Source organism: Shimazuella alba (assembly GCF_009831235.1).
Lineage (GTDB): Bacteria > Bacillota > Bacilli > Thermoactinomycetales > Thermoactinomycetaceae > Shimazuella > Shimazuella alba.
On the sequence record NZ_WUUL01000008.1, the window covers coordinates 104,322 to 130,962 of the forward strand.

The 26,641-nt window shown below is 41.2% G+C and carries 30 protein-coding genes and 2 pseudogenes; 26 read left to right on the plus strand and 6 right to left on the minus strand.

The window, feature by feature from the left end; translation table 11 throughout:
- Positions 1-34 precede the first annotated feature (34 nt).
- The 8 genes from rpoB to tuf all read left to right on the plus strand — a co-directional run bounded on the left by rpoB (position 35) and on the right by tuf (position 13,995).
- Positions 35-3,619 carry a DNA-directed RNA polymerase subunit beta gene (gene rpoB, locus GSM42_RS12920; protein WP_202404910.1) on the plus strand — a complete coding sequence of 1,195 codons (3,585 nt, stop codon included), beginning with the start codon at positions 35-37 and terminating at the stop codon, positions 3,617-3,619.
- 15 nt (positions 3,620-3,634) lie between these two features.
- Positions 3,635-7,246, plus strand: coding sequence for a DNA-directed RNA polymerase subunit beta' (rpoC, locus tag GSM42_RS12925; RefSeq protein ID WP_160801952.1), 3,612 nt, complete (start codon positions 3,635-3,637; stop codon positions 7,244-7,246).
- A 355-nt stretch (positions 7,247-7,601) separates the two neighbouring features.
- On the plus strand, positions 7,602-9,056 hold the full coding sequence (locus GSM42_RS12930) for a DHA2 family efflux MFS transporter permease subunit (protein WP_160802051.1): 1,455 nt from the start codon (positions 7,602-7,604) through the stop codon (positions 9,054-9,056).
- Between the two features lie 187 nt (positions 9,057-9,243).
- Entirely contained in the window at positions 9,244-9,495 is a 252-nt protein-coding gene (locus GSM42_RS12935; protein WP_160801953.1) for a ribosomal L7Ae/L30e/S12e/Gadd45 family protein, read from the plus strand.
- A 141-nt stretch (positions 9,496-9,636) separates the two neighbouring features.
- Positions 9,637-10,053: a 30S ribosomal protein S12 gene (rpsL, locus tag GSM42_RS12940; RefSeq protein ID WP_160801954.1), complete on the plus strand. Its 417-nt coding sequence runs from the start codon at positions 9,637-9,639 to the stop codon at positions 10,051-10,053.
- A 44-nt stretch (positions 10,054-10,097) separates the two neighbouring features.
- Entirely contained in the window at positions 10,098-10,568 is a 471-nt protein-coding gene (gene rpsG / locus GSM42_RS12945) for a 30S ribosomal protein S7 (RefSeq protein ID WP_160801955.1), read from the plus strand.
- Positions 10,569-10,634: 66 nt separating this feature from the next.
- Entirely contained in the window at positions 10,635-12,710 is a 2,076-nt protein-coding gene (gene fusA / locus GSM42_RS12950) for an elongation factor G (RefSeq protein ID WP_160801956.1), read from the plus strand.
- 94 nt (positions 12,711-12,804) lie between these two features.
- Positions 12,805-13,995, plus strand: coding sequence for an elongation factor Tu (gene tuf, locus GSM42_RS12955; RefSeq protein WP_160801957.1), 1,191 nt, complete (start codon positions 12,805-12,807; stop codon positions 13,993-13,995).
- 111 nt (positions 13,996-14,106) lie between these two features.
- Here the strand turns inward: tuf and GSM42_RS12960 are convergent, their stop codons facing one another.
- The 6 genes from GSM42_RS12960 to GSM42_RS12985 all read right to left on the minus strand — a co-directional run bounded on the left by GSM42_RS12960 (position 14,107) and on the right by GSM42_RS12985 (position 18,119).
- Complete coding sequence (locus GSM42_RS12960) at positions 14,107-14,394, minus strand: hypothetical protein (RefSeq protein WP_160801958.1); 288 nt, start codon at positions 14,392-14,394, stop codon at positions 14,107-14,109.
- Positions 14,395-14,424: 30 nt separating this feature from the next.
- Complete coding sequence (locus GSM42_RS12965; protein ID WP_160801959.1) at positions 14,425-14,673, minus strand: hypothetical protein; 249 nt, start codon at positions 14,671-14,673, stop codon at positions 14,425-14,427.
- 26 nt (positions 14,674-14,699) lie between these two features.
- Positions 14,700-14,939 carry a hypothetical protein gene (locus GSM42_RS12970; RefSeq protein WP_160801960.1) on the minus strand — a complete coding sequence of 80 codons (240 nt, stop codon included), beginning with the start codon at positions 14,937-14,939 and terminating at the stop codon, positions 14,700-14,702.
- A 368-nt stretch (positions 14,940-15,307) separates the two neighbouring features.
- Positions 15,308-15,529 (minus strand): hypothetical protein, encoded by a 222-nt coding sequence (locus GSM42_RS12975; protein ID WP_160801961.1) that lies wholly within the window; start codon positions 15,527-15,529, stop codon positions 15,308-15,310.
- Positions 15,530-16,185: 656 nt separating this feature from the next.
- A complete protein-coding gene (locus GSM42_RS12980) occupies positions 16,186-16,737 on the minus strand; it encodes an NAD(P)H-dependent oxidoreductase (protein ID WP_160801962.1) in 552 nt (183 codons plus the stop codon).
- A gap of 74 nt (positions 16,738-16,811) precedes the next feature.
- A complete protein-coding gene (locus tag GSM42_RS12985; RefSeq protein WP_338055300.1) occupies positions 16,812-18,119 on the minus strand; it encodes an MFS transporter in 1,308 nt (435 codons plus the stop codon).
- Positions 18,120-18,212: 93 nt separating this feature from the next.
- Here GSM42_RS12985 and GSM42_RS12990 point away from each other — a divergent pair, with 93 nt between their 5' ends.
- The 18 genes and pseudogenes from GSM42_RS12990 to rpsH all read left to right on the plus strand — a co-directional run bounded on the left by GSM42_RS12990 (position 18,213) and on the right by rpsH (position 26,633).
- Positions 18,213-19,109, plus strand: a complete 897-nt coding sequence (locus GSM42_RS12990) for a LysR family transcriptional regulator (protein WP_160801964.1) — start codon at positions 18,213-18,215, stop codon at positions 19,107-19,109.
- A gap of 233 nt (positions 19,110-19,342) precedes the next feature.
- Positions 19,343-19,651: a 30S ribosomal protein S10 gene (gene rpsJ / locus GSM42_RS12995; protein ID WP_028777698.1), complete on the plus strand. Its 309-nt coding sequence runs from the start codon at positions 19,343-19,345 to the stop codon at positions 19,649-19,651.
- A 32-nt stretch (positions 19,652-19,683) separates the two neighbouring features.
- Positions 19,684-20,310 (plus strand): 50S ribosomal protein L3, encoded by a 627-nt coding sequence (gene rplC, locus GSM42_RS13000; protein WP_160801965.1) that lies wholly within the window; start codon positions 19,684-19,686, stop codon positions 20,308-20,310.
- A 25-nt stretch (positions 20,311-20,335) separates the two neighbouring features.
- The gene (gene rplD / locus GSM42_RS13005; RefSeq protein WP_160801966.1) at positions 20,336-20,962 is read left to right on the plus strand and encodes a 50S ribosomal protein L4; all 627 of its coding nucleotides are present in this window, start codon (positions 20,336-20,338) and stop codon (positions 20,960-20,962) included.
- Positions 20,959-21,246 (plus strand): 50S ribosomal protein L23, encoded by a 288-nt coding sequence (rplW, locus tag GSM42_RS13010; protein ID WP_160801967.1) that lies wholly within the window; start codon positions 20,959-20,961, stop codon positions 21,244-21,246. The genes rplD and rplW overlap by 4 nt, the downstream gene beginning before the upstream one ends.
- A 30-nt stretch (positions 21,247-21,276) precedes the next feature.
- On the plus strand, positions 21,277-22,125 hold the full coding sequence (gene rplB / locus GSM42_RS13015; protein WP_160801968.1) for a 50S ribosomal protein L2: 849 nt from the start codon (positions 21,277-21,279) through the stop codon (positions 22,123-22,125).
- Positions 22,126-22,206: 81 nt separating this feature from the next.
- Positions 22,207-22,488, plus strand: a complete 282-nt coding sequence (gene rpsS / locus GSM42_RS13020) for a 30S ribosomal protein S19 (protein WP_160801969.1) — start codon at positions 22,207-22,209, stop codon at positions 22,486-22,488.
- Positions 22,489-22,518: 30 nt separating this feature from the next.
- Positions 22,519-22,698 (plus strand): annotated as a pseudogene (locus GSM42_RS20655) (hypothetical protein); the annotation flags it as partial.
- A gap of 18 nt (positions 22,699-22,716) precedes the next feature.
- Positions 22,717-23,037: pseudogene (rplV, locus tag GSM42_RS13025) on the plus strand (50S ribosomal protein L22); the annotation flags it as partial.
- Between the two features lie 22 nt (positions 23,038-23,059).
- Complete coding sequence (gene rpsC, locus GSM42_RS13030) at positions 23,060-23,722, plus strand: 30S ribosomal protein S3 (protein ID WP_160801970.1); 663 nt, start codon at positions 23,060-23,062, stop codon at positions 23,720-23,722.
- A gap of 3 nt (positions 23,723-23,725) precedes the next feature.
- Positions 23,726-24,148: a 50S ribosomal protein L16 gene (gene rplP, locus GSM42_RS13035; RefSeq protein ID WP_160801971.1), complete on the plus strand. Its 423-nt coding sequence runs from the start codon at positions 23,726-23,728 to the stop codon at positions 24,146-24,148.
- Positions 24,145-24,357, plus strand: a complete 213-nt coding sequence (rpmC, locus tag GSM42_RS13040; RefSeq protein WP_160801972.1) for a 50S ribosomal protein L29 — start codon at positions 24,145-24,147, stop codon at positions 24,355-24,357. Before rplP ends, rpmC begins: the two co-directional genes overlap by 4 nt.
- On the plus strand, positions 24,354-24,623 hold the full coding sequence (gene rpsQ, locus GSM42_RS13045; protein ID WP_028777708.1) for a 30S ribosomal protein S17: 270 nt from the start codon (positions 24,354-24,356) through the stop codon (positions 24,621-24,623). Before rpmC ends, rpsQ begins: the two co-directional genes overlap by 4 nt.
- A gap of 30 nt (positions 24,624-24,653) precedes the next feature.
- Entirely contained in the window at positions 24,654-25,022 is a 369-nt protein-coding gene (gene rplN / locus GSM42_RS13050; RefSeq protein ID WP_160801973.1) for a 50S ribosomal protein L14, read from the plus strand.
- A gap of 34 nt (positions 25,023-25,056) precedes the next feature.
- The gene (gene rplX, locus GSM42_RS13055) at positions 25,057-25,437 is read left to right on the plus strand and encodes a 50S ribosomal protein L24 (RefSeq protein WP_338055297.1); all 381 of its coding nucleotides are present in this window, start codon (positions 25,057-25,059) and stop codon (positions 25,435-25,437) included.
- A gap of 24 nt (positions 25,438-25,461) precedes the next feature.
- Entirely contained in the window at positions 25,462-26,004 is a 543-nt protein-coding gene (gene rplE / locus GSM42_RS13060; RefSeq protein WP_160801974.1) for a 50S ribosomal protein L5, read from the plus strand.
- 20 nt (positions 26,005-26,024) lie between these two features.
- The gene (locus GSM42_RS13065) at positions 26,025-26,210 is read left to right on the plus strand and encodes a type Z 30S ribosomal protein S14 (protein ID WP_160801975.1); all 186 of its coding nucleotides are present in this window, start codon (positions 26,025-26,027) and stop codon (positions 26,208-26,210) included.
- Between the two features lie 24 nt (positions 26,211-26,234).
- Complete coding sequence (gene rpsH, locus GSM42_RS13070; protein ID WP_160801976.1) at positions 26,235-26,633, plus strand: 30S ribosomal protein S8; 399 nt, start codon at positions 26,235-26,237, stop codon at positions 26,631-26,633.
- Positions 26,634-26,641 lie beyond the last annotated feature (8 nt).

Sequence of the window (26,641 nt, forward strand, 5' to 3'; positions counted from 1 at the left end):
TACCCATTTTCTTTTTGGTTCTCTTGGATAGGGTATGAGGGGGGAGCTCATTTTGCTAGGTAAACTTGTCCAGCACGGTCGGCGTCAACGAAGAAGTTACGCTCGAATTAATGAAGTACTAGATTTGCCAAATCTGATAGAAATCCAACAGCAATCTTATGAATGGTTTCTAGCGGAAGGTTTGCGTGAGATGTTTCAGGATATTTCTCCGATTGAGGATTTTACGGGGAATTTGGTTCTGGAGTTCATCGACTATAAATTAGGCGAACCAAAATATAACTTGGAGGAATCAAAAGACCACCAAGTTACTTATGCTGCTCCACTGCGAGTAAAAGTGCGTCTCATTAACAAAGAGACTGGTGAAGTAAAAGAGCAAGAGGTATTTATGGGTGACTTTCCTTTGATGACGGAAACAGGTACCTTTATCTACAATGGGGCAGAGCGTGTTATTGTTAGCCAGCTAGTTCGCTCTCCTAGTGTGTATTATAGCACGAAATTAGACAAGAATGGTAAACCAACATATACTGCCACAGTAATTCCAAATCGTGGTGCGTGGTTAGAGCTTGAAACGGATGCGAAGGATATTATTTATGTTCGGATTGACCGTACCAGAAAGATACCTGTCACGGTTCTTTTGCGCGCTTTAGGTTATAGTTCTGATGCGGAAATTATCGATCTTCTCGGTGAAGATGAATATATTCGCAATACACTTGACAAAGACAACACGGGTAATACAGAAAAGGCACTCATCGAAATCTATGAGCGCTTGCGTCCTGGAGAACCTCCAACGGCTGAAAATGCTCGTGATCTATTATATTCACGTTTCTTTGACCCAAAACGCTACGATTTAGCGAACGTTGGCCGCTATAAAATGAACAAAAAGTTACATATCAAAAATCGTCTACTCAATCAAAAACTAGCGGAGCATATCGTAGACAGTGAAACTGGTGAAGTATTAGCAGAAGCAGGGCAAGTGTTAGAGCGTCGTCTCTTGGATAAAGTTATACCATACTTGGTAGGCGAAACACCTTTTGGTATACAAGAATACACGGTTCGCGGTGGAGTCCAAATGGAGCCAAAAGCAACTGAGGGATTGGTTCGCTTACAATCTGTTAATATTCATTCAGCTAGAAATGATGATCAAATAATCAAAGTTATTTCCAATGCAGAAGTAGATCAAGAGATTAAACACATTACACCTGCTGACATCATTGCATCGATCAACTACTTTATTAATTTACTTCATGGTATTGGTTTAACGGATGATATTGACCATCTTGGTAATCGCCGCCTTCGTTCCGTTGGAGAACTCTTGCAGAACCAATTCCGTATTGGACTGTCTCGTATGGAACGGGTAGTAAAAGAGAGAATGTCAATCCAAGATGCTAATGCGATCACACCACAGGCATTGATCAATATTCGTCCTGTTATTGCCTCGATTAAAGAGTTTTTTGGTAGCAGCCAGTTGTCCCAGTTTATGGACCAAACCAACCCACTAGCTGAATTAACCCACAAACGTAGGTTATCTGCTTTAGGCCCTGGAGGACTTACAAGGGAACGAGCAGGGATGGAAGTGCGTGACGTTCACCATTCTCACTATGGTAGAATGTGTCCGATCGAAACACCTGAAGGTCCTAACATTGGTCTGATCAACTCTCTTTCTTCTTATGCACGAATTAATAACTTTGGTTTCATCGAAACACCTTATCGCCGTGTTGATGGAGATACAGGTCGGGTTACCAATCAGATCGATTATTTAACTGCTGATGAAGAAGATAACTACTATGTAGCACAGGCAAATGCAAAGATTGATGAAGAAGGAAACTTCTTACAAGATTCTGTGACAGTTCGTTATCGTGATGAAACAATTGCGGTGCCAAAAGACCGTGTAGACTATATGGATGTTTCACCTAAACAAGTAGTATCTGTTGCGACTGCATGTATTCCTTTCTTAGAAAACGACGACTCCAACCGTGCTCTAATGGGATCAAACATGCAACGTCAGGCTGTCCCACTCTTAAAACCAGAAGCTCCTTTTATTGGCACTGGTATGGAGTATAAAGCTGCTCGGGATTCTGGGGTCATGATTCTTGCTCGCCGCGCAGGTGTGGTAGAAAGAGTTACAGCTGATGAGATTCTCGTTCGTCATGAGGCAGAAGTAGACGGTCGTATTGTAAAAGGTGATCTGGATCGTTATCGTTTAAGCAAATTTATCCGATCGAACCAAGGAACCTCTATCAACCAACGACCAGTTGTAAAAACGGGAGACCGTGTAGAGGTTGGAGACACCTTAGCAGATGGTCCTTCTACTGAGCAAGGCGAAATGGCGTTAGGTCGTAATGTTGTTGTGGCCTTTATGACTTGGGAAGGTTATAACTATGAGGATGCTATTCTCTTAAGCGAAAAACTGGTCAAAGAAGACGTATATACCTCTATTCATATTGAGAAGCATGAATCAGAAGCAAGGGATACCAAACTAGGTCCGGAAGAAATCACCAGAGATATACCAAATGTCGGGGAAGAAGCGTTGAAAAACCTTGACGAACGTGGAATTATTCGTGTCGGTGCAGAGATCAAAGCTGGGGATATTCTAGTAGGGAAAGTAACTCCTAAAGGAGTAACAGAACTAACAGCAGAAGAACGGTTACTCCATGCGATCTTTGGAGAAAAAGCACGTGAAGTTAGAGATACTTCCTTACGTGTTCCGCATGGACAAGATGGTATTGTGGTAGATGTGAAAGTATTTACCAGAGAAAATGGCGATGAATTACCACCTGGTGTTAACCAACTTGTACGTGTTTATATCGCTCAGAAGCGAAAAATCTCTGAGGGAGACAAAATGGCTGGTCGTCACGGAAACAAAGGGGTTATTGCCCGGATCATGCCTGAAGAAGATATGCCGTTCTTACCAGATGGTACTCCTGTGCAAGTTGTACTAAATCCACTGGGTGTTCCATCTCGGATGAACATCGGACAGGTATTAGAAGTTCACCTCGGTATGGCAGCCAAAACCTTAGGATTGCATATTGCAACCCCAGTATTTGATGGTGCAACAGAGAATGATGTATTCGAAACTTTGATTGAAGCTGGTTTGAATTCAGATGGTAAGTTCGTGCTGCATGATGGACGTACTGGTGAGCCAATGGAAAACAGAGTTACTGTTGGTGTGATGTACATGATCAAGTTGGCACATATGGTTGATGACAAAATCCATGCTCGTTCTACTGGGCCATATTCCCTAGTTACCCAGCAGCCGCTTGGTGGTAAGGCGCAGTTTGGGGGACAACGTTTTGGGGAGATGGAGGTATGGGCACTTGAGGCTTATGGAGCTGCATATACCTTGCAAGAAATACTGACGGTGAAATCGGATGATGTAGTAGGTCGTGTCAAAACATATGAATCCATCGTCAAAGGTGAGAATGTACCAGAGCCAGGTGTGCCAGAGTCCTTTAAAGTATTGATTAAAGAACTTCAAAGCCTTGGAATGGACGTCAAGATTTTGGCTGAAAACGAAGAAGAGATTGAAATGCGTGAGCTGGATGATGAGGATGAACCAGCAAGTGATCGACTTGGTTTTGAATTGGATGAGCAAGAAACTCGCTCTACCATGGAATCCTAAGGGAGGAATGGCCCGATGCTCGATGTTAACAACTTCGAATATATGAAAATAGGTTTAGCCTCTCCTGAAAAGATCCGGTCTTGGTCTCGTGGGGAGGTCAAAAAGCCAGAAACCATTAACTACAGAACATTAAAACCTGAAAAAGAAGGATTGTTCTGCGAGAAGATTTTTGGCCCGCAAAAAGACTGGGAGTGTCACTGCGGTAAATACAAACGAGTTCGTTACAAAGGTGTCGTTTGTGATCGCTGTGGTGTAGAAGTTACTCGTGCAAAAGTACGTCGTGAACGTATGGGACATATTGAGCTGGCTGCTCCTGTATCACATATTTGGTATTTCAAAGGCATTCCAAGCCGTATGGGTTTGGTATTGGATATGTCTCCACGGTCATTAGAGGAAGTGATCTACTTCGCGTCTTACGTGGTAGTAGATGCAGGTGCTACTCCTCTGGAAAAGAAACAACTCTTATCGGAAAAAGAGTTTCGTAGCTACCGTGAAAAGTACGGCAATGGTTTTGTAGCGATGATGGGAGCAGAAGCGATCAAACGTCTTCTTGCTTCTATCGATCTGGACAAAGAAGTAGATCAATTAAAAGAAGAATTGGAAACTGCACAAGGTCAACGTCGTAATCGTGCGGTCAAACGTTTGGAAGTTTTAGAAGCGTTTCGTTCCTCTGGAAACAGCCCAGACTGGATGATCATGGATGTACTTCCTGTCATTCCACCAGAAATTCGTCCAATGGTTCAATTAGATGGTGGACGTTTTGCTACTTCTGATTTGAATGATTTATATCGTCGTGTGATTAACCGGAACAACCGACTAAAACGTCTATTGGATCTCGGCGCACCAGATATTATTGTACAGAACGAAAAACGCATGCTTCAAGAAGCAGTAGATGCGCTAATCGATAATGGTCGTCGTGGACGTCCAGTCACCGGTCCTGGAAACAGACCGCTAAAATCCCTTTCTCATATGCTAAAAGGGAAACAAGGACGCTTCCGTCAAAACCTATTGGGTAAACGGGTTGACTACTCTGGTCGTTCGGTTATTGTTGTTGGTCCTAACCTGAAAATGTACCAATGTGGTCTGCCAAAAGAGATGGCATTGGAACTGTTTAAACCTTTTGTGATGAAAGAACTAGTGGCAAAAGGTTTAGCACACAACATTAAGAGTGCGAAACGAAAAGTAGAGCGAATTCATCCAGAAGTTTGGGATGTATTGGAGGAAGTTATTAAAGAGCATCCAGTACTCTTAAACCGTGCTCCTACGCTTCACCGTCTAGGTATCCAAGCGTTTGAACCGATCCTAGTAGAAGGTAGAGCAATTCGTTTGCATCCACTTGTGTGTACAGCATATAATGCTGACTTTGACGGTGACCAAATGGCTGTTCACGTACCGTTGTCAGCAGAAGCACAAGCAGAAGCGCGTTTACTTATGCTAGCTGCACAAAACATCTTGAATCCAAAAGACGGAAAACCTGTTGTTACTCCTTCTCAAGACATGGTCTTAGGTTGTTACTACCTAACCATTCAGAAGACTGGAGAAAAAGGTGAGGGAAGTGTCTTTTACTCTACAGCAGAAGCGATTAGTGCATATCATCATGGCTATGTAACACTACACTCTCGTATTGCAATCCCGGTAAAATCACTTAGTAAAACTACCTTCACTGAAGCACAACAATCAGCTTTACTTGTGACTACACCAGGTAAATTGATTTTCAACGAAATTTTGCCTGAGAACTTCCCTTATATCAATGAACCTGGTAAAAAGAACTTTACAGCTACACCCGAAAAGTACTTCATCTATGAAAAAGGGGTTAACATCCCTGAGTTTATAAAAACATTGGATGAACCTGGTGCATTGACTAAAAAGGATTTAGGTGCAATTATCGCTGAATGTTTCCGCCGTTTCGGTACAATGATGACTTCTGTGATCTTGGACCGTGTGAAAGCACTTGGATATTCTTATTCCACCAAAGCTGGTATCACTATGTCCGTATCAGATGTTATGGTGCCAGAAGCAAAGAAAGATATCTTGGCAGAAGCAGAAGAGCAAGTAAAAACTGTGATGAAGCAATATCGTCGTGGTTTGATTACTGATGATGAGCGCTATGAGCGTGTTATCTCCATTTGGAGTAAAACGAAAGATCGTATCACTGAAGTATTAATGGGCAACATGGGTAAATACAACCCAATCTATATGATGGCATTTTCTGGTGCTCGTGGTAACGTGTCTCAGATTACTCAGCTAGCTGGTATGAGGGGTTTGATGGCAAACCCAGCCGGTAAGATTATTGAGCAGCCTATTCGTACCAACTTCCGTGAGGGTCTAACCGTTTTGGAATACTTTATTTCCACCCACGGTGCGAGGAAAGGTTTGGCGGATACCGCGCTACGTACCGCTGACTCTGGTTATTTAACCAGACGTTTAGTAGACGTAGCCCAAGATGTTATCGTTCGAGAAGATGATTGTGGTACCGATAAAGGATTACTTGTGAAACGCATTCATGATGGAAATGAAATCATCGAGGACTTATATGATCGTATTGTTGGGCGTGTGAGCTTCCAAACCGTTCGTCATCCTCAAACAGATCATATTATCATTAGTCCTAATGAACTGATCGACGAAGAGATCGCTACTGAGATCATGGAAGCTGGTATCGAAACCGTAGTTATTCGTTCTGTACTTTCTTGTCGTACAAAGCATGGAGTATGTAAGAAATGTTATGGTCGTAACTTAGCACTTGGTACGCCAGTAGAGATCGGAGAAGCAGTTGGTATTATCGCTGCTCAATCTATTGGAGAACCAGGAACCCAGTTAACCATGCGTACCTTCCACACTGGTGGGGTTGCAGGGGATGACATCACCCAGGGTCTACCTCGTATTCAGGAGCTCTTTGAGGCGCGTAATCCAAAAGGGCAAGCGATTGTTGCAGAAATTGATGGAAAAGTAATCGAAATTCGCGAAGTAAAAGATCGTCGTGAGGTTGAGATCGAAGGTGAAGTAGAAAGCAAGACACATACCATCCCTTATGGTTCCCGTTTGAAAATAATCGAGGGTGATGAAGTATCTGCTGGAGATGTTCTCACAGAAGGTTCTATTGATCCAAAAGAGCTACTCCGAATTAAAGGTGTACAAGGTGTTCAGGCATATATCCTACAAGAAGTACAAAAAGTATACCGCCTGCAAGGGGTAGAAATTAACGACAAACACGTAGAAGTAATGATCAGACAAATGATGCGTAAAGTCCGTATCACGGATGCTGGTACAACGGATCTTCTACCAGGTTCTGTGACAGATATTCATGACTATGAAGCGTCCAACAGAAAAACATTACTGGCTGGTGGTGAACCAGCAGTAGCTAGACCTGTCTTGCTTGGTATTACCAAAGCATCTCTTGAGACAGAATCATTCTTATCCGCTGCATCTTTCCAAGAAACGACTCGTGTTTTGACAGATGCAGCAATCAAAGGAAAAGTAGACCGACTCCTTGGATTGAAAGAGAATGTTATCATCGGGAAACTAGTCCCAGCAGGTACTGGTATGAACCGTTATCGTACATTAGATGTACAGTTGGCTAATGAAGTAGCAGAAATAGTAGATGAAAAAGAGACAGTTTTGATTGATTAATACTGTCAGGAGCAGGGGTATAAAGCCTCTGCTTTTTTTTATAAACAGAGAATAGAAGATAAGAAGAGTGCCCAATTTGAGGACTAGGATACCAATCTCTTAAGAAGAGATAAATCCAGTAAACGCAAAATATTTTGGGTTTAGATATGTCAATACCGACTTGGCAGCGTATGTGGTGGACTAGAGAATGAATCGTCTCACTAATTGATTCTGATTTGCTATTTGAAAAAAATTACTTGACTTTAAATGTGGATTATGCAGGTTCTTGACAGGCGTATGATATATTTTGTTTAGTTCAAATTTGACTCTTTCAAGTTAAACCAACTAGCAAATCTGAAAACTAGGAGTGTGGATGATGCAAGAAGCTAATGTTGTGGAACATCAGATTCCAAAAGTTAAAGTATTTCCAATTATGTTCTCTTTAATGCTAGCAGTCTTTATAGGTACTTTTAATGAGACGGCTCTTAATGTTGCTCTTAGCGAATTGATGCGAACTTTTCACATCGGTGAAACTTTGGTTCAGTGGCTTACAACTGGATATTTGCTTACGTTAGGGATATTAGTCCCGCTTTCCGGCTTATTAATGAAGTGGTTTACAACAAGACAGCTTTTTCTAACTGCAGTAGCTTTATCAATCATAGGTGCAGTCACTGGGGCAATAGCAGGTAGTTTTGAAATATTAATGATAGCTCGTATATTCCAAGCAGCTGGGACAGCCATACTATTACCGTTACTATTCAATTCCGCTCTAATTCTATTTCCTCCAGAAAAACGAGGATCAGCAATGGGGCTTGTTGCACTAGTGTTCACGGCAGCACCAGCTGTTGGACCAACCATATCTGGTCTATTAATTGTTAAGCTCAGTTGGCATTGGATATTTTGGATATCTTGCTTATTTATGTTGGTTTCTTTGGTTTTTGGTGCTATTTATATACAGAACATATCGAAAATTACAAAACCAAAAATCGAACTGTTTTCCTTATTTATGTCAATCTTTGGATTTGGAGCTCTGGTATTCGGCTTTAGCAACATCGGAGAAAGCGAAAGTGACTGGAATAGTACGAAGGTTTTTATACCTATAGTAATCAGCATTGTAATACTCACATTTTTTGTGTTTCGCCAATTGACGATCGAAAAGCCATTAATGGATCTCAGAGCTTTCCAAAAGTCGATGTTTGTTAATGGGACATTGTTGATACTTGTTTGCATGATGGTTAATTTGTCAGCAATGTTAATTCTTCCAATGTATCTTATTCGCGTTATTGGATTGAATGCTTTATCAGCTGGTTTAGTTCTTCTTCCTGGAGGACTTATTTTTGCTTTCTTTGCTCCTGTTATAGGTCGGTTGTTTGATAAATATGGGCCAAAGTGGCTGGTACTTCCGGGGCTAATTATTGTTGTTGTTAGTCTTTGGTTTTTAACAAGTCTCTCTCCTACATCAACTATTTCTCTAATCGTGTCACTACATTGTAGTCTAATGATAGGAATTGTGATGGTTTGGAATCCCGCTCAAACAAATGGAATGAATGATCTCCCTCCAGAAATGTATCCTGATGGTACAGCTATTATGAACACTCTCTTACAGATTGCTGGTGCTATTGGTACAGCAACAGCGGTAAGTGTCATGAAAATAGGAGAAATAAAATTTCTAGAAAACTCATCATCACCTGATGTTCTTCATCCCTCTCTAGCATTAACCGCAGGGATTCAAGATGCATTCTTTTTCACAATATCCGTTTCTGCCGTTGGCTTGCTGATTGGATTATTTATAAAAAGAGTAAAAGTTGAAAATCAACACCACATGAAATAGAATTGATCTCAAAGGGAACTGTTGTTGTTTAACACATTTTAGCTCCTCTTGTGGATATATAAATTATCGAATGAGCAGTGCACCACATAAATCTAATAATTGTTCGAAAATCTTCTTGACTTTTGTGTGTCATGGTGGTAAGATTTCTCCTGTGCTTGTATGAGTATCACTTTGGAGGGCTTGAAGGATGTCTTATGAAAAAGTGAAGCAAGCAAAGCAACTTGTGATTGGTACCAAACAAACAAGAAAAGCTGTTGATCGACAATTGGCTCATCTTGTTATATTGGCAAAAGATGCTGATTTATTGCTAACTTATCCCATCCAAATAGCTTGTGAGGACAATCATGTATCCTATACATATGTTCCTTCTATGAAAGAGCTTGGAAAGGCTAGTGGGATACAAGTGGGAACAGCTGCTGTTGCCATTTTGAAAGATTAGTGCTGACTTTTAGGCTTTATATTGTATAGACGTCGACTATATACGATATTTAATCTAATGGTTACTCTATTTTTTTCGCAAATTACGATCCACCTGGATCTGTTGTTTTAAATAAAAAATCTTAAATGAGGGGGTGCAAAGATGCCAACAATCAATCAGTTAGTGCGTAAAGGACGTAAGAACAAGATCGTGAAGTCCAAATCTCCTGCATTGCAATTGAATTTCAATAGCTTCCGCAAAGAGAGCACTCCACAAAGCTCACCACAAAAACGAGGGGTTTGTACTCGTGTAGGGACCATGACACCTAAAAAACCTAACTCCGCATTGCGTAAATATGCGCGTGTTCGTTTGAGCAATGGTATTGAGGTAACTGCTTATATTCCTGGAATTGGCCACAACCTACAAGAGCACTCCGTTGTACTTGTTCGTGGTGGACGTGTAAAAGACTTACCAGGGGTACGTTACCATATCGTTCGTGGAGCACTTGACACCGCTGGTGTACAAAACCGTGGACAAGGCCGTTCTAAATATGGAACAAAACGTGCGAAGAAAAAATAATTGTTTGAAATACAAACATCCATAGAGAAAAGGAGGGGAATCCGATGCCACGTAAAGGTCCTGTAGAACGTCGTGATGCATTACCAGATCCAATTTACAACAGCAAACTCGTTACCCGTCTTATCAATCGTCTCATGTACGATGGAGAAAAAGGGAAGGCACAGCGTATCTTGTATGATGCATTTGCTTTGATCAAAGATCGTTCTGGAAACGACCCAATGGAAGTTTTTGAACAAGCTTTGAAAAACGTAATGCCAGTGCTGGAAGTAAAGGCACGTCGTGTTGGTGGTGCAAACTACCAAGTACCAATCGAAGTAAAACCTGAACGTCGTACAAGCCTTGGTCTTCGTTGGTTAGTATCCTATGCACGTCTTCGAAACGAGAAGACCATGCAAGAACGCCTTGCTAACGAGATTTTAGATGCTGCAAATAACGGTGGTTCAGCTGTGAAGAAGAAAGAAGATACACACCGGATGGCAGAAGCGAACCGTGCGTTTGCACACTACCGCTGGTAATTTTACTTCCAAGCTAAGCCCTTGGACAGATCAACTACTTAGGTTATGTGAAGGGAGAAGTTTTTCATGGCACGTGAATTCTCCTTGAAAAATACACGAAATATCGGCATCATGGCTCACATCGATGCGGGAAAGACAACGACAACCGAACGTGTATTGTTTTATACTGGTCGTGTTCACAAGATTGGTGAGGTACATGAAGGTGCCGCTACCATGGACTGGATGAAACAAGAACAAGAACGTGGGATTACGATTACTTCTGCTGCGACGACAGCTCAGTGGAAAGGTCATCGAATCAACATAATTGACACTCCGGGACACGTTGATTTCACCGTAGAGGTAGAGCGTTCTCTTCGTGTATTAGATGGAGCAGTTGGGGTTTTTGACGCAAAAGGCGGAGTAGAACCTCAATCAGAAACAGTTTGGCGTCAAGCAGACCGCTATAATGTACCGCGGATTGCTTATATCAACAAGATGGATATCATTGGTGCAGACTTCCTTGGTTCTGTAGAGGAAATGAAGGATCGTTTGAAAGCTAATGCTGTTCCAATCCAATTACCTATCGGAGCAGAAGATACTTTCCAAGGTATGATCGATTTGATCACCATGAAAGCTATCATCTACACCGATGATCTAGGAACAACTTCAGAAGCAAGGGAAATCCCTGATGAGTACAAAGAACAAGCAGAAGAGTATCGTACCAACTTACTCGATGCTGTTGCTGAACTCGATGATGACTTGATGGAGAAATACCTAGAAGGAGAAGAGTTGACAGAGGAAGAGATCCATGCTGCACTTCGCAAAGGAACTGTTGAAGTGAAGATTACTCCTGTGCTCTGTGGTTCTTCTTACAAAAACAAAGGGGTACAACCATTACTTGATGCAGTTGTTGCTTACCTACCATCCCCACTTGATGTTCCTGCTATTCAAGGGGAGCTTCCAGATGGTACAGAGGCAGTGCGTCACTCCAGTGACGAAGAGCCTTTTTCTGCACTTGCATTCAAAATCGCTACAGACCCATTTGTTGGGAAATTGACTTTCTTCCGTGTATACTCTGGTTCTCTTGATTCTGGTTCTTATGTGCAAAACACAACCAAAGGAAAACGGGAACGTATTGGGCGTATCTTACAGATGCATGCTAACACTCGTGAAGAAATTGGAACTGTGTATGCTGGGGATATTGCAGCAGCGGTTGGTCTAAAAGTTACTACTACTGGTGACACTCTATCAGATGAAAAGAACGAAATCATTCTTGAGTCCATGACATTCCCAGAACCAGTTATCGAGGTTGCTATTGAACCAAAAACAAAAGCAGACCAAGATAAAATGGGTGTAGCACTTGCGAAATTGGCTGAAGAAGATCCTACTTTCCGTACTCATACAGACGAAGACACTGGTCAAACGATTATTGCTGGTATGGGTGAGCTTCACCTAGAAATCATCGTAGACCGTTTGAAGGAAGAGTTCAAAGTAGAAGCAAATGTGGGTGCACCACAAGTTGCATTCAAAGAAACCTTCCGTTCATCTGCTAAAGTTGAAGGTAAGTTTATTCGTCAATCAGGTGGTAAAGGTCAATTTGGTCACGTTTGGATTGAATATGAGCCATTACCAGAAGGTACTGGTTTTGAATTCGTCAATAAAATCGTCGGCGGGGTTGTTCCAAAAGAATACATCCCAGCTGTACAAAAAGGTATCGAAGAATCCATGCTCAATGGTGTTCTCGCTGGTTACCAATTGGTAGACGTGCGTGCTACTCTTGTAGATGGTTCTTATCACGATGTTGACTCTTCTGAGATGGCATTTAAGATCGCTGGTTCCATGTCTTTGAAAGCTGCAAAGAGCAAATGTAACCCAGTTATTCTTGAGCCAATCATGAGAGTAGAAGTAACCGTACCAGAAGAATACATGGGTGATGTGATGGGTGATGCTAGCTCCCGTCGTGGCCGTGTAGAAGGTATGGAAGCTCGCGGTGGGGCACAAGTTGTTCGTGCAATGGTTCCCCTCGCAGAAATGTTTGGGTATGCAACTAACCTACGTTCTCGTACCCAAGGTCGTGGAGTTTTCTCCATGCAGTTTGACCATTTTGAAGAAGTTCCAAAAAGTGTTGCTGAAGAGATCATCAAAAAAGCTACAAATGGCTAAATTTAAAAGAACCTAGTTGAAATATCTACTAGATTCCTATACATGATTAAATCAAAAAAAATTACTCTTCTTATTTTGAAGGAGGATTCCTAAAATGGCAAAAGCCAAGTTTGAACGTACAAAACCACACGTTAACGTTGGTACAATTGGTCACGTTGACCATGGTAAAACAACACTTACTGCTGCAATCACAACAGTTCTTGCACAAAAAGGTGGCGCTACCGCTACTGCTTACGACCAAATCGACAAAGCTCCAGAAGAAAAAGAGCGTGGTATCACTATCTCTACTGCACACGTAGAGTATGAAACAGACAACCGTCACTATGCACACGTTGACTGCCCAGGACACGCTGACTATGTAAAAAACATGATCACCGGTGCTGCGCAAATGGACGGAGCTATCTTGGTAGTATCTGCTGCTGACGGTCCTATGCCTCAAACTCGTGAACACATCTTGCTTTCTCGCCAAGTAGGTGTATCTCACATCGTTGTTTTCTTGAACAAAGTAGATATGGTTGATGATGAAGAACTATTGGAATTGGTAGAAATGGAAGTTCGTGAACTTCTTGACGAATACGAATTCCCTGGCGATGACATTCCAGTAATCGCTGGTTCTGCTTTGAAAGCTCTTGAAAATCCAGCTGGTGGAGAATGGGCTGACAAAATTGTTGAACTGATGGCTGCTGTAGACGCTTATGTCCCAGAACCAGTTCGTGACACTGACAAACCTTTCTTGATGCCAGTTGAGGATGTATTCACCATCACTGGTCGTGGTACAGTTGCTACCGGTCGTGTAGAAAGCGGTGCTGTAAAAGTTGGGGAAGAAGTAGAAATCATTGGTATTACCGATACTCGTAAAACCGTTGTAACTGGTGTAGAAATGTTCCGTCGTCTCCTTGATTCCGCTCAAGCTGGTGACAACATCGGTGCTCTGCTTCGTGGTGTTGAACGTAAAGACATCCAACGTGGTCAAGTACTTGCTAAACCAGGTAGTGTGAAACCACACACCAAATTTAAAGCTCAAGTTTACGTTCTATCCAAAGAAGAAGGTGGACGTCATACTCCTTTCTTCTCTAGCTACCGTCCACAGTTCTACTTCCGTACAACGGACGTAACTGGTGTTATCCAACTTCCAGAAGGTACTGAAATGTGTATGCCTGGAGATAACGTAGAGATGGAAGTAGAATTGATTGCTCCTATCGCTATCGAAGACGGAACCCGTTTCACCATCCGTGAAGGTGGACGTACCGTTGGTGCTGGTGCAGTTACCGTAATCAGCGAGTAGTATATGGAATAGAAAAAGCTGTTCTCCTATTAGGGTGGGAGGACAGCTTTTTTCGTTGTATATGAGATCTGGACACCTTTTTCGCTGTCCAGCATCGCTAGGTGAAGTAAATTACGTCACCTTAATGATTGCAGGCTCCTCACTACTCGGATAAATGCCATAGATCAACTTATCTGTTCGCTGAGCTGGATGGAAACCAGTCTTTTTCACTGAAAGTGTGACCCTTCCACCTGTTACAGTGATGGTATTTTCTTTCTTGGAACAAGGCGAGTAGTCGACGGCATAAGCCTTTTTGGCAGGGAATGTTTCTCCTCTGTATGTGACGGTACAGTCTTCTGCCGAAAAAATAGCCGTTCCCTTGGTATAAGGAAACTTTGCTTCGATAAAGTGCTTCAGCATGTTGCTCCTAAATAGTGAGTAGAGGAACATTTACATAGTAGCATTACTATTTGATTCGTCAATTTTGTAACGGTGTTTTTCGAAAGTTTCATCACTAACTGTTGGGTTAAAATCTGTCCAATTGCAATTGAAGATGGAACTCGTTTCACCATCCGTGAAGGAGACATATTGTTGGTGATGATGCAGTGGCTGTATAGTGATTAGTTTCCAATTAGAAAATTGTTCTCCTTCTTGGGGAAACTGCTTTTTCTCTTTAAAAATGGCAGTGCCAGATAGCATTCGCTATCTGCACATAACGATAGGAATTACTTACTAAAGATAGTGATTGGAGAGCGTGGATCACTGGAAGAGAAAGTAGTAAAATGTGTGTTCCATAGAAAAGTTTGCGCAGAGAAGATCGTAGTGTGTTTTTTGTCTTTACTTATCGTATACTCGCCATTCTGTAGAATAGCTACATTGCAGTCAATCTCTTTATTAGGTTCATTGTTGAAAACAACGGTCATCTTACCTTCCATATGAAAACTACCACTTATAATACTACCCATTTTTGTCTCCTGATCAATGGAGGCTTTGTTACCTCATATGTAGTTTCATAAATTGAGTGTAATCAATCCACATTTTTTATAGTAATTTGCACGAAATGAGATGAATTGTAATCAATCTAATACCTTTAATTGCTATTGAAAAAAGCTGTATCATTCTTATAAAAAACAGAGGGAATAAATCTATTATTCACATTCCTATTTCAAATTACTTTTTAAATGACATCAATTGACATTCAAATAGATGACTCGCTGACAGCATATTCACTTTTTAATTGATAGTAGGGGACCATCAGTATGGGATCGATTGATAAAATCTTTGGAAATTTGAAAAAGAGGCATGGATTGAAATTCCATGCCCCATCTATATTTTATTCTTTCACAACCTGTACATAAGCAGGCTGTTCATCTGAAGGATAAAGTTTAAAGTCTGACTTTACACAGTGAACATAAAGCCGACCAGTGGTGGCTTTGAAAACATTATCTGCTTGTTCTTCAAATACTCCACCATTATCAAGGATAACATACAATGCGGGTGTTTCTTGGTCTTTATATGTGACAACACATTCGTTCAATCTTTTTTCGGACGGCATAGAAACTCCTTTTTGATACTTTATTTTGCTAAAGTTAGAATATACTTTCTTCACGATTTCGTCAAATAAATCAGACATCAAGGAACAAGAAATATTTTGAGCTATTACTAGGAATTTGAAGTTTTATGGAGATAACCACTACTTGTACGATATAGTTATGAAGAATAGAGAAAATACTATATTACTTTCAATATATTTTCTAATCAAGACATACTTATCTATATTTTCAAGACAATGATGAAAGGAATAACATGAATAAAAATTTGCTTATTGGGATCACTATCTCTGTCATTAACTTATTATTTTACGCAACCTTCCTAGATCTACTTTTTTATTCTGGTATTTTTCCAATGTTGTTTGGTTTTAATCTTTTTGAGTTTTTTGGGGAATCATGTACAAGCATAGGAGTAGGGGCGATTATAATAGCTATTTCTTTGGAAGTCGTCAGTTATCGCATTATACGTAGAGGTGGTCACAGATCAAAAGAGAATAAAAAGTGAAAGAGAGTGGAGGACCTAGATTTAGGACCTAGATTCTGATAAATGAAACGGACCCTCCACTGCAAAGAGTGTCTTAAGACAATCAGTTAAAAAAACTTACTTTGTTATGATTAACTGATAATATTGAAATATTTTTTTCTAACGAAGGAAAGAGCATCATTGAAATCTCGATTTTTTTCCAATGATATATTTCTTTATTATATGGTTTTTGTATTCCAAAGCATTCTTTTTTAAATCATCATCGCTGATTTTTCCTACTCCATGCAACGCAAATATAGGAAGGTAAATACCTTTGATTTTGTTCACTGTTGTCTCAAATGGAAATGAAAGTTCTTCTATGGTATGGCCGTTTAAGCCCTCATGTGAATAGTGTTCTTCTGGTGAAAAAGTAGAAACAGCTAAACCAAATTCCTTGTCCTTTAGTGCATTGCCGTCTGGTCCGAATGCCCAATCTTTTAATAAAACGACATCGAACCATTTCTTTAATAGAGGTGGTGAACTATACCAATACATAGGAAATTGAAAAATAATACGATCATGGTTTTCTAACAACTTCTGTTCTTCTTTTACATTTATTATCTCATTTGGATATTTTTTATAAAGTTCATGGATAGTGATGGTGGTGTCTGTCTCTAGCTCGGTTTTCCACATCTTATTAATCCTTGAATTCTCAATATTAGGATGAACAATAATAACTAATATATTCATGACCGATTCTCTCCTAGTGCTGTTAGTAAGTCTACAATTTCATTTACTGTTAATATGATCTAGCCAAGAACGTGCTATTCTTTTTGAAAACGTGTTAGGACGAAAATCATAGCAGTTCCAGCCATAATAGAAAGGATAGCTGTGAAGATAGTTGCTCCGATTGCTAAACTTGTTATATCGATAAGGTAACCAGTGCCTACTGGTAAGAGAGCTGCTGAAATGTATCCGCCAAGATTGAGTACGGCGTTTGCTTCTGCTCTACGATGATCTGGAACATGTACACCGATAAGTGTTAATCCACCAAGTTGTCCAAGGCCTTGACCAATTCCAGCAAGTATAGCCGCAATTACGAACAATAGTACAATCGAGAAATGGACGGCCAATGCAATACTAACCATAGAAAGGATTGTTGCTGTTGCACCGATCAAGAAATTTGTTCGAACAGATTGCTTTTTTAGCATGAACTGTATTCCAGTTGCTGCTAAGAACATCACGCAGGCTGTAATACCCGAAATAAGAGGACTTTTTATATTTAGAAGCTTCGATAAAAGCGAAGGACCAAGAGATAAAACAAAGGATGTCGCTGTAATACCGGGCGCGAACACAGCAATCCCGAAAGCTAAATGCAAGCGATTTGCTGATGGGACACTAGGAACCTTTAGACGCCATTCACTCTGTTGACTGGACTCCATTCCTCTTTTAGGAAGTATACCTACTATAAGAAATGCACTAATTAATAACACCAGTTCAATAGTGAAAATCGGAATTACAGGCTGAGCAATTATTTCTGCCAATATTCCAGCCAGCAGTGGTCCAAGACCAGCCCCCAGTACCATTGCGACCGATGCAGCAAGTGAGGCAGTTGTCTTTTGTTCTGATCCACCCACATCCATTACTGCTGCCATACCTGCAGAAACGATTACTCCAATAGAAATACCAGACAGAAAGCGGGCTCCTACAAGTGCAATGACTGAGGAAGCTGTAGCAAATAGTAAACAAGCAAGGATAGCTGTTGCTAGACCAGGATACAGTACCGACTTTCGTCCGAACCGATCAGAGAGCTGTCCGGCAAAAAGAAGCGCCATTAGAAGCCCCACAATGTATGCTGCAAAAACGAGGGTTAGAGTACCGTTTGAAAAACCCATTTCCTGTTGCCAGAACACATAGAGTGGAGTCGGTAAGTTTGCGAGTATAAAGACTGCCGTTACCATCCAAGAAGCTATCCATATACGCCGAGATTGTTGATTGTGTCTCGATTTATCAGTTTCCTGTGTTTCAGATGCCCTAGGTTGACGATGCAAAGTTGAAGTTTCTTTGTAATGTGCTTGATTCATTTCTGAAACCTCCTTGGTATTTAGTATTAGGTAAAAAAGGAATACAATTCATTGGCTACTTTGCATATGGATGTTGGATATAATCTTATGATATAGTTGTATATAACTGAAATAGTTATTTTTTATAAAGGAGATAACTAATTGGTTATGAAAATGAATAACTTAGAGACATTTTTAAAGGTCGCAGAAAAAATGAACATTACTGAGGCTGCCAGAGAGTTATATATATCTCAACCAGCAGTAAGCAAAGTAGTAAAAAATTTAGAAGAATCATTGGGTGTTAAATTGTTTCTTCGGGATAAACAAAATGGTTTACTACTTACTGAAGTAGGAAAAGAAATTCTTATTTTAGCGAGAAAAATGAAGTTGATTGAAAATAAAATGTATCAAGTTGCTTATCAAGAAAACCAATTATTAAGAGGGAAAGTTAAGGTGGGGTCTTTTCCAGCTGTATCTACAAAGATATTGCCTCAGGTCATTTCCTTATTTAGATCCAAATTCCCAGATGTAAAGATTGAATTAGTAGAAGGAACATCAAACCAGATAAAAAAATGGGTAGGGGAACGATCTATTGATTTCGGAATTGTCTCCTCACCTTTTGATTCATTTGAATATAAAGTTTTGTATCATGATTATATGGTTGCTGTTATTCCTGATCATCACAATTTAAGTGACGTGCAGAAGATTAATTTAGAAAACTATCAGGGGGATATTATCTTCTGTAAGGGAGGACATGAGCTCGCCTTAACCAAAAAACTCCAAAAAAACGACATCACATATAAAGAGAATTTAACAGTTCAAAATGCTGAAACTCTAATCAATATGGTCAAACGTAATTTAGGTATTGGCATTATTTCAAGCTTCACCTTGTCTTCTGTACGGCATCATTTAATCATAAAAGATATTATTCCTAGAGTTACTCGTGAGATAGGTGTCATAACTCATTCTTTTGAAGAAGTGACACCTGCTAGCAAAAACTTTATTAACTTTATAATGGATACTGATTTTAATGACCAAGCATTATTCGAAACGCAATAATACTCCATTAAGTTGAAGATATCATTAGATTTTTAGATTCAAATTCATCCAATAGTAGGCAATCATATTTTTTCTCTTGCATCCTATTTCCTTTTTCTATATAATAGCCAATGTTGTACTGTGAACAGCGATGATGCGGAAGGTTGCCGACACACCCGGCCCCTTTGCCATGGTTGGGCGGAAAATTTTCGCGGAGAAGTTCATTTATCAAAATGAGCGAAGGAGGGTTAAAGATGGCAAAACAAAAGATTCGCATTCGACTGAAGGCGTATGACCACCGTGTTTTGGATCAATCGGCAGTGAAGATTGTCGACACTGCAAAACGTACGGGAGCAAGTGTATCGGGTCCGATTCCACTTCCAACGGAAAAAGCAGTTTACACCATTTTGCGGGCGGTTCATAAATATAAAGATTCACGTGAGCAGTTTGAAATGCGCACGCATAAGCGTTTGATTGATATTGTGAATCCAACTCAACAAACTGTTGATGCGCTAATGAGACTCGACCTGCCATCCGGCGTCGACATTGAAATCAAACTATAATTCAACAATTGAAAATGGCAGGAGGTGTAACAATGAAAGGAATTCTTGGGAAAAAAGTTGGGATGACCCAATTGTTTCGTGAAGATGGTACAGCTGTTACCGTAACAGTAGTAGAAGCTGGCCCATGTGTTGTTCTGCAAAAGAAAGATGAAACAACCGACGGATACGAAGCGATCCAACTAGGGTTTAAAGAGAAAAAGGAACACCGTTCCAATAAACCAGAGCTTGGACATGCGAAAAAAGCAAATGCGAAAGCACAGAGCTTTATCAAAGAAATCCGTGGAATGAACCCAGAAGAGTACGAATTAGGTGCTGTAGTCAAAGCTGATCTTTTCAATGAAGGAGAGCTTGTTGACGTAACAGGTACTTCGAAAGGTAAAGGTTTTGCAGGGGCGATCAAACGTCACAATCAAAGCCGAGGACCAATGAGTCACGGTTCTCACTACCACCGTGGACCTGGTTCTTTAGGTGCTATTGCTCCAAACCGTGTTTTCAAAGGACAAACCTTACCAGGTCGTATGGGCGGTGAACGTATCACTACACAAAACCTACAAGTAGTTCGTGTGGATTCTGAAAAGAATTTACTTCTTATCAAAGGAAACGTACCTGGACCTCGGAACAGCTATTTAGTAATTCGTTCCGCGGCAAAAGGCGTTTAATTAACATCAGAAAGGAGGATCAATCATGCCAAAGGTAACAGTTGTTGATGTATCGGGTTCCCAGGTTGGCGAGTTGGAGTTAGCTGACGCAGTATTCGGGATTACCCCTAACAAAGCTGTACTTCATGATGCAGTAGTGATGCAACAAGCATCCCTGCGTAGCGGAACTCACGATGTAAAGAATCGTTCCGAAGTGCGTGGTGGTGGTAAGAAACCATGGAAGCAAAAAGGAACAGGACGTGCTCGTGCAGGTAGCACACGCTCCCCGATATGGGTTGGTGGTGGAACAGTTTTCGGTCCTACACCTCGTAGCTATGCTTACAAGCTTCCTAAAAAAGTTCGCCGTCTCGCAATCAAATCTGCTCTTTCTACCAAAGTAGAAGAAAAAGATGTAGTTGTTTTGGATGCTCTGAATCTTTCTGCTGCAAAAACAAAAGAAATGGTTCAAGTACTAAAAAACTTGGGTGCCGAGAAGAAAGCACTTGTTGTAACTAATAAATTAGAAGACGATGCTGTGCGTGCTGCTCGTAATATCCCAGGTGTGAAATTGATTGCTGCTGAAGGAGTAAACGTACTTGATGTGCTTGCACATGACAAGTTGATCATTACTACAGATGCAGTAAGTCGTGTAGAGGAGGTGTTTGGCCAGTGAAGGACCCACGTGACATTATCCGTCGTCCCATTGTAACAGAAGCATCTACAGCTTTGATGGAAGAAGGAAAATACGTATTTGAAGTAGATATTCGTGCGAACAAATATCAAATCCGTCAAGCGTTAGAGACCATTTTTGATGTGAAAGTGGACCGTGTAAACACGATGCGTGTGCCAGGTAAAATCAAGCGCCAAGGTCGTTACTCCGGTCGGACACCAGAATGGAAAAAAGCTATTGTGAAACTTGCTGAAGGTAGCAAGCAAATCGAAATCTTTGAGAACTAAAAATAAGTAAAGAAAAGGAGGGAAAAGCAAATGGGTATTAAAAAGTATAAACCAACTACACCTTCACGTCGTCATATGACTGGTTCTACTTTTGAAGAGATTACTACTTCTACACCAGAAAAGTCTCTTACTACTTCCTTAGTAAGAAAAGCTGGTCGTAATAACCAAGGTCGTCTTACCATGCGTCACCAAGGTGGCGGTCATAAACGGAAATATCGTATTATCGATTTCAAACGTAACAAAGACGGTATCCCAGGTAAAGTAGCTACGATCGAATACGATCCAAACCGCTCTGCGAACATTGCACTCATTCATTATGCTGATGGTGAAAAACGCTATGTTTTAGCGCCAAAAGGTTTAAAAGTTGGTATGGAAATCGTGTCTGGACCAGAATCTGATATTAAAGTAGGTAATGCTTTGCCACTTCGTAATATCCCAGTTGGTACAGAGATTCACAACATCGAGTTGAAGCCAGGTCGCGGTGGACAATTGGTACGTGCTGCTGGTACTTCTGCTCAGTTATTGGGTAAAGGTGCTCACAAAGGTGAAGAAGGTAAGTATGTTATCATTCGTCTAGCTTCTGGTGAAACACGTATGATCCTTGCAGATTGTCGTGCAACAATCGGTCAAGTTGGTAACCTAGATCATGAATTGATCACAGTTGGTAAAGCAGGTCGTTCACGCTGGAAAGGTATTCGTCCAACCGTTCGTGGTTCTGTTATGAACCCTAATGACCATCCACATGGTGGTGGTGAAGGTCGTGCTCCTATTGGACGTAAGTCTCCTGTTACTCCTTGGGGTAAACCAACTCTTGGCTACAAAACTCGTAAGAAAAACAAGGCTTCGGACAAATTTATCGTTCGTCGTCGTAAGAAATAATCACCTCTTCCTATCCCGCGGAAGGGATCTTTCGTGGGAACGATATGTTGGATGATTACGGTATGAGAGGAGGCGTATCGCATGGGTCGTAGCCTGAAAAAAGGGCCTTTTGCAGATGCTCATCTACTGAAAAAAGTAGAGGTTTTAAACGAGAAAAGCGAAAAAAAGATCATTAAAACTTGGTCTCGTCGTTCTACCATCTTCCCTGATTTTGTTGGTCACACTTTTGCTGTTCATGATGGACGTAAACATGTACCTGTATATGTAAGTGAAGATATGGTTGGACATAAACTTGGTGAATTTGTTCCTACCCGTACGTATAAAGGACATGCTGGGGACGATAAAAAAACTCGTAAGCGCTAGTTATTCTTTTTGAAAGAAAGGAGGGTAAAAATGAACGTCGTACGCCAACGCAAGATTAAAAAGCTGATCAAAGCACATGACATCGCAAGCGTTGCTGAGTTGACTGAGCATCTTCAAGATGCGGGTGTAAAAGCAACAGAAGAAGCGGTAGAAAAAGATGTCAAAGAACTAGGTCTGATCATCGCTTCTACAAAAGGTGGTACAACAAAATTCGTTTTCCCACCATTTGCAGTTGCTAAAAGTGTAAGAATTGCTCCTCGTAAAGTTCGTTTGGTAGTGGATTTGATCCGTGGAAAGTCTATCGACGAAGCTGCAGCAATTCTTAAATTCACACCTCGGGCGGCTTCTCCAGTTATCGAGAAGGTATTGAGTTCTGCTGTAGCAAATGCAGAGCATAACTTCAACCTAAACCAAGGTAACTTGGTTGTAAAAGAAGCATATGTGGATGAAGGACCAACATTGAAACGATTTATTCCACGTGCACAAGGACGTGCAAGTCGTATCAACAAGCGGACAAGTCACATCACTGTGGTTGTATCCGAAAAATAATATCAATAAGGAGGGAAGAACTTTGGGTCAAAAAGTTAGCCCAGTAGGACTAAGAGTCGGTATTATTCGTGACTGGGAATCCAAATGGTATGGTGGTAAAGACTACGCTACACTACTTCATGAAGATATTCGTGTTCGCGAATACATTAAAACGAAGTTGAAGGACTCTTCAGTCTCCAAAGTAGAGATCGAGCGTGCAGCAAATCGCCTGAACGTTTCTATCTATACTGCGAAACCTGGTATGGTTATTGGGAAAGGTGGTACTGAAGTTGAAAAACTTCGCAACCAACTTACCAAAATGACTGGTAAAAAAGTTCACATCAACATCAACGAAATCAAAAACCCTGAGTTGGATGCTTATCTTGTAGCTGAAAACATCGCAAGCCAATTAGAACGTCGTGTTTCTTTCCGTCGTGCTATGAAGCAAGCTATCGGACGTACCCTTCGTTCTGGTGCTAAAGGGGTTCGTACTCTCGTAAGTGGTCGTCTTGGTGGAGCTGATATTGCTCGTAGTGAGGGATACAGCGAAGGTACAGTACCACTTCATACTTTGCGTGCTGATATTGACTATGGATTTGCAGAAGCACATACCACATTTGGCCGTATTGGTGTAAAAGTATGGATTTACCGTGGTGAAGTACTGCCAACCAAAGGGAAAAAAGGAGCAGTTGAAGGAGGCGAGTAACGCATGCTAATGCCCAAAAAGGTGAAGTTTCGTCGTCCTCACCGTGGCAAAATGCGCGGGAAGGCAAAAGGCGGAACAGAAGTAGCTTTTGGCGAATATGGCCTACAAGCACTTGAACCAACTTGGATTACCAACCGTCAAATTGAAGCAGCGCGTATTGCGATGACTCGTTATATCAAACGTGGTGGGAAAGTATGGATTAAAATTTTCCCAGATAAGCCAGTTACTCAAAAGCCTCTTGAGGTTCGGATGGGTAGCGGTAAAGGTTCCCCAGAAAAATGGGTAGCTGTTGTAAAACCAGGTAAAATCATGTTTGAACTAGCGGGTGTGTCAGAGGAAGTTGCACGTGAAGCCATGCGTTTAGCAGCTCACAAACTTCCAATCAAAACTAAATTTGTAAAACGTGAAGCAGGTGGTAACGAATGAAGGCAGCAGAGCTAATCGAGTTGACCACCACCGAAATCGAACAAAGACTGACGCAGTACAAAGAAGAATTGTTTAACCTACGTTTTCAATCTGCAACTGGGCAACTAGAAAACCCAAACCGTTTGGGACAAGTCCGTAAAGACATTGCTCGTTGCAAAACTGTCCTTCGCCAGCGTGAACTGGATAGCGAAAGGAGGAATCAGGGTTGAGCGAACAACGTACAACACGTCGGAAAGTACGTGTCGGTAAAGTGGTCAGCGACAAAATGGATAAAACAATTGTAGTTACAGTAGAAACTTACAAAAAGGATCGACTGTACGGAAAACGCGTGAAACATACTAAAAAGTTTAAAGCCCATGATGAGAACAACCAAGCAAAAACAGGTGACATCGTAAAAATCATGGAGACTCGCCCATTATCGAAAGATAAAAATTGGCGTCTCGTTGAGATTGTAGAAGAGGCTGTCATCATCTAGGGAGTTCTCTTAAGGAAGGAGGAAATACCGATGATTCAACCACAGACACGTCTTCGAGTTGCGGATAACTCCGGTGCGAAAGAAATCATGTGCATTCGTGTGTTAGGTGGATCGAAGAAGTCTACTGCTGGTATCGGTGATATCATCGTTGCTTCGGTGAAACAAGCTACACCCGGAGGCGTTGTTAAGAAAGGCGAGGTTGTCAGATGCGTAGTAGTTCGTACTACTCGTGCAAACCGCCGACCTGATGGCTCCTATATCCGTTTCGATGAAAATGCAGCAGTCGTGATTAAGGATGACAAAAGCCCACGTGGTACCCGTATTTTTGGACCAGTTGCCCGTGAGTTACGTGATCGCGACTTTATGAAGATTATCTCCTTGGCACCAGAAGTGCTCTAAGGACAGATCGTGAGAGATAAGGAGGTGCGCATGAGTGAAAAGCGAAAAACGCCCCAATAAACTTCACATCAAAACTGGTGATACGGTTATCGTGATGCGTGGGAAAGAAGCTCCATACTTCCAAGATGGGAAAAAGGTGTACACAAAAGGTCGTGTCATCAAAATGCTCCCAAAAGAAGGAAGAGCACTTGTGGAGGGAGTAAACATGGTAAAAAAACACTCCCGACCAACACAAACTAACCCTCAAGGTGGTATTGTCGAGAAAGAAGCACCAATCGATGTATCCAACTTGATGATTGAAGATCCAAAAACAAAACAACCAACCCGTATTGGCTATAAGTTTATCGAGGCTAAAAACGGTGAGCAAAAGAAAGTACGGTTTGCGAAAAAGTCAGGCGAAATCCTGGATAAATAGTTTTGAGGAAGGGAGGTACATTCCTTGACTGCTCGATTAAAAGAGACGTATACAAACGAAATTATTCCTGCATTGTTGAGCAAATTTGAATACAAATCAGTTATGCAAGTTCCAAAAGTGGAGAAGATCGTTATCAACATGGGTGTTGGTGAAGCAGTTCAAAACTCCAAAGTATTGGACAACGCTGTAGAAGATTTGACCGCTATTTCTGGTCAAAAACCAGTTATTACGCGTGCCAAAAAGTCTATCGCTGGTTTTAAGCTTCGTGAAGGTATGCCAATTGGTGTAAAAGTTACCTTGCGTGGAGAGCGTATGTATGATTTCTTAGATAAATTAATTAATATCTCACTACCTCGTGTACGTGACTTCAGAGGGATTTCCCCTAAATCATTTGATGGACGTGGAAATTATACACTTGGAGTAAAAGAACAATTGATTTTCCCAGAAATCTCATATGACAAGATCGATAAAGTTCGTGGGATGGATGTAGTTATCGTAACTACTGCTAATACGGACGAAGAAGCACATGCATTACTCACCGAAATGGGAATGCCATTTCGTAAATAAGAGGTAAAGGAGGGAATCCGTTGGCCAGAAAATCGATGATCGTCAAATCACAACGAAAGCCGAAGTTTCAGGTGCAAGGATACACTCGTTGCGAACGTTGTGGACGTCCTCACTCTGTCTTACGTAAATTTCGACTATGTCGTATCTGTTTCCGTGAATTGGCCTACCAAGGGCAGATTCCCGGCGTAAAAAAAGCAAGCTGGTAATGCTTCTGAAAGGAGGGCTCACACATGGTGATGACAGATCCCATTGCGGATATGCTGACTAGAATTCGTAACGCAAACATGGTTCGCCATGAAAGTGTTGAACTACCTGCTTCTCGTGTGAAACGTGAGATCGCAGAAATTCTAAAACAAGAAGGATTTATTCGTGATGCTGAATACATCGAGGATAGTAAACAAGGTATCCTTCGTATTTTCTTAAAGTACGGTGCAAACAACGAAAAGGTAATCACTGGTTTAAAGAGAATCAGTAAACCTGGACTTCGTGTATATGCCAAATCTACTGAAGTACCTCGTGTACTACGTGGACTTGGAATTGCGATCCTATCAACCAATAAAGGAATCGTAACGGACAAAGTAGCACGTCAACAACGCGTTGGTGGAGAAGTGCTAGCATACATCTGGTAATGATGGAG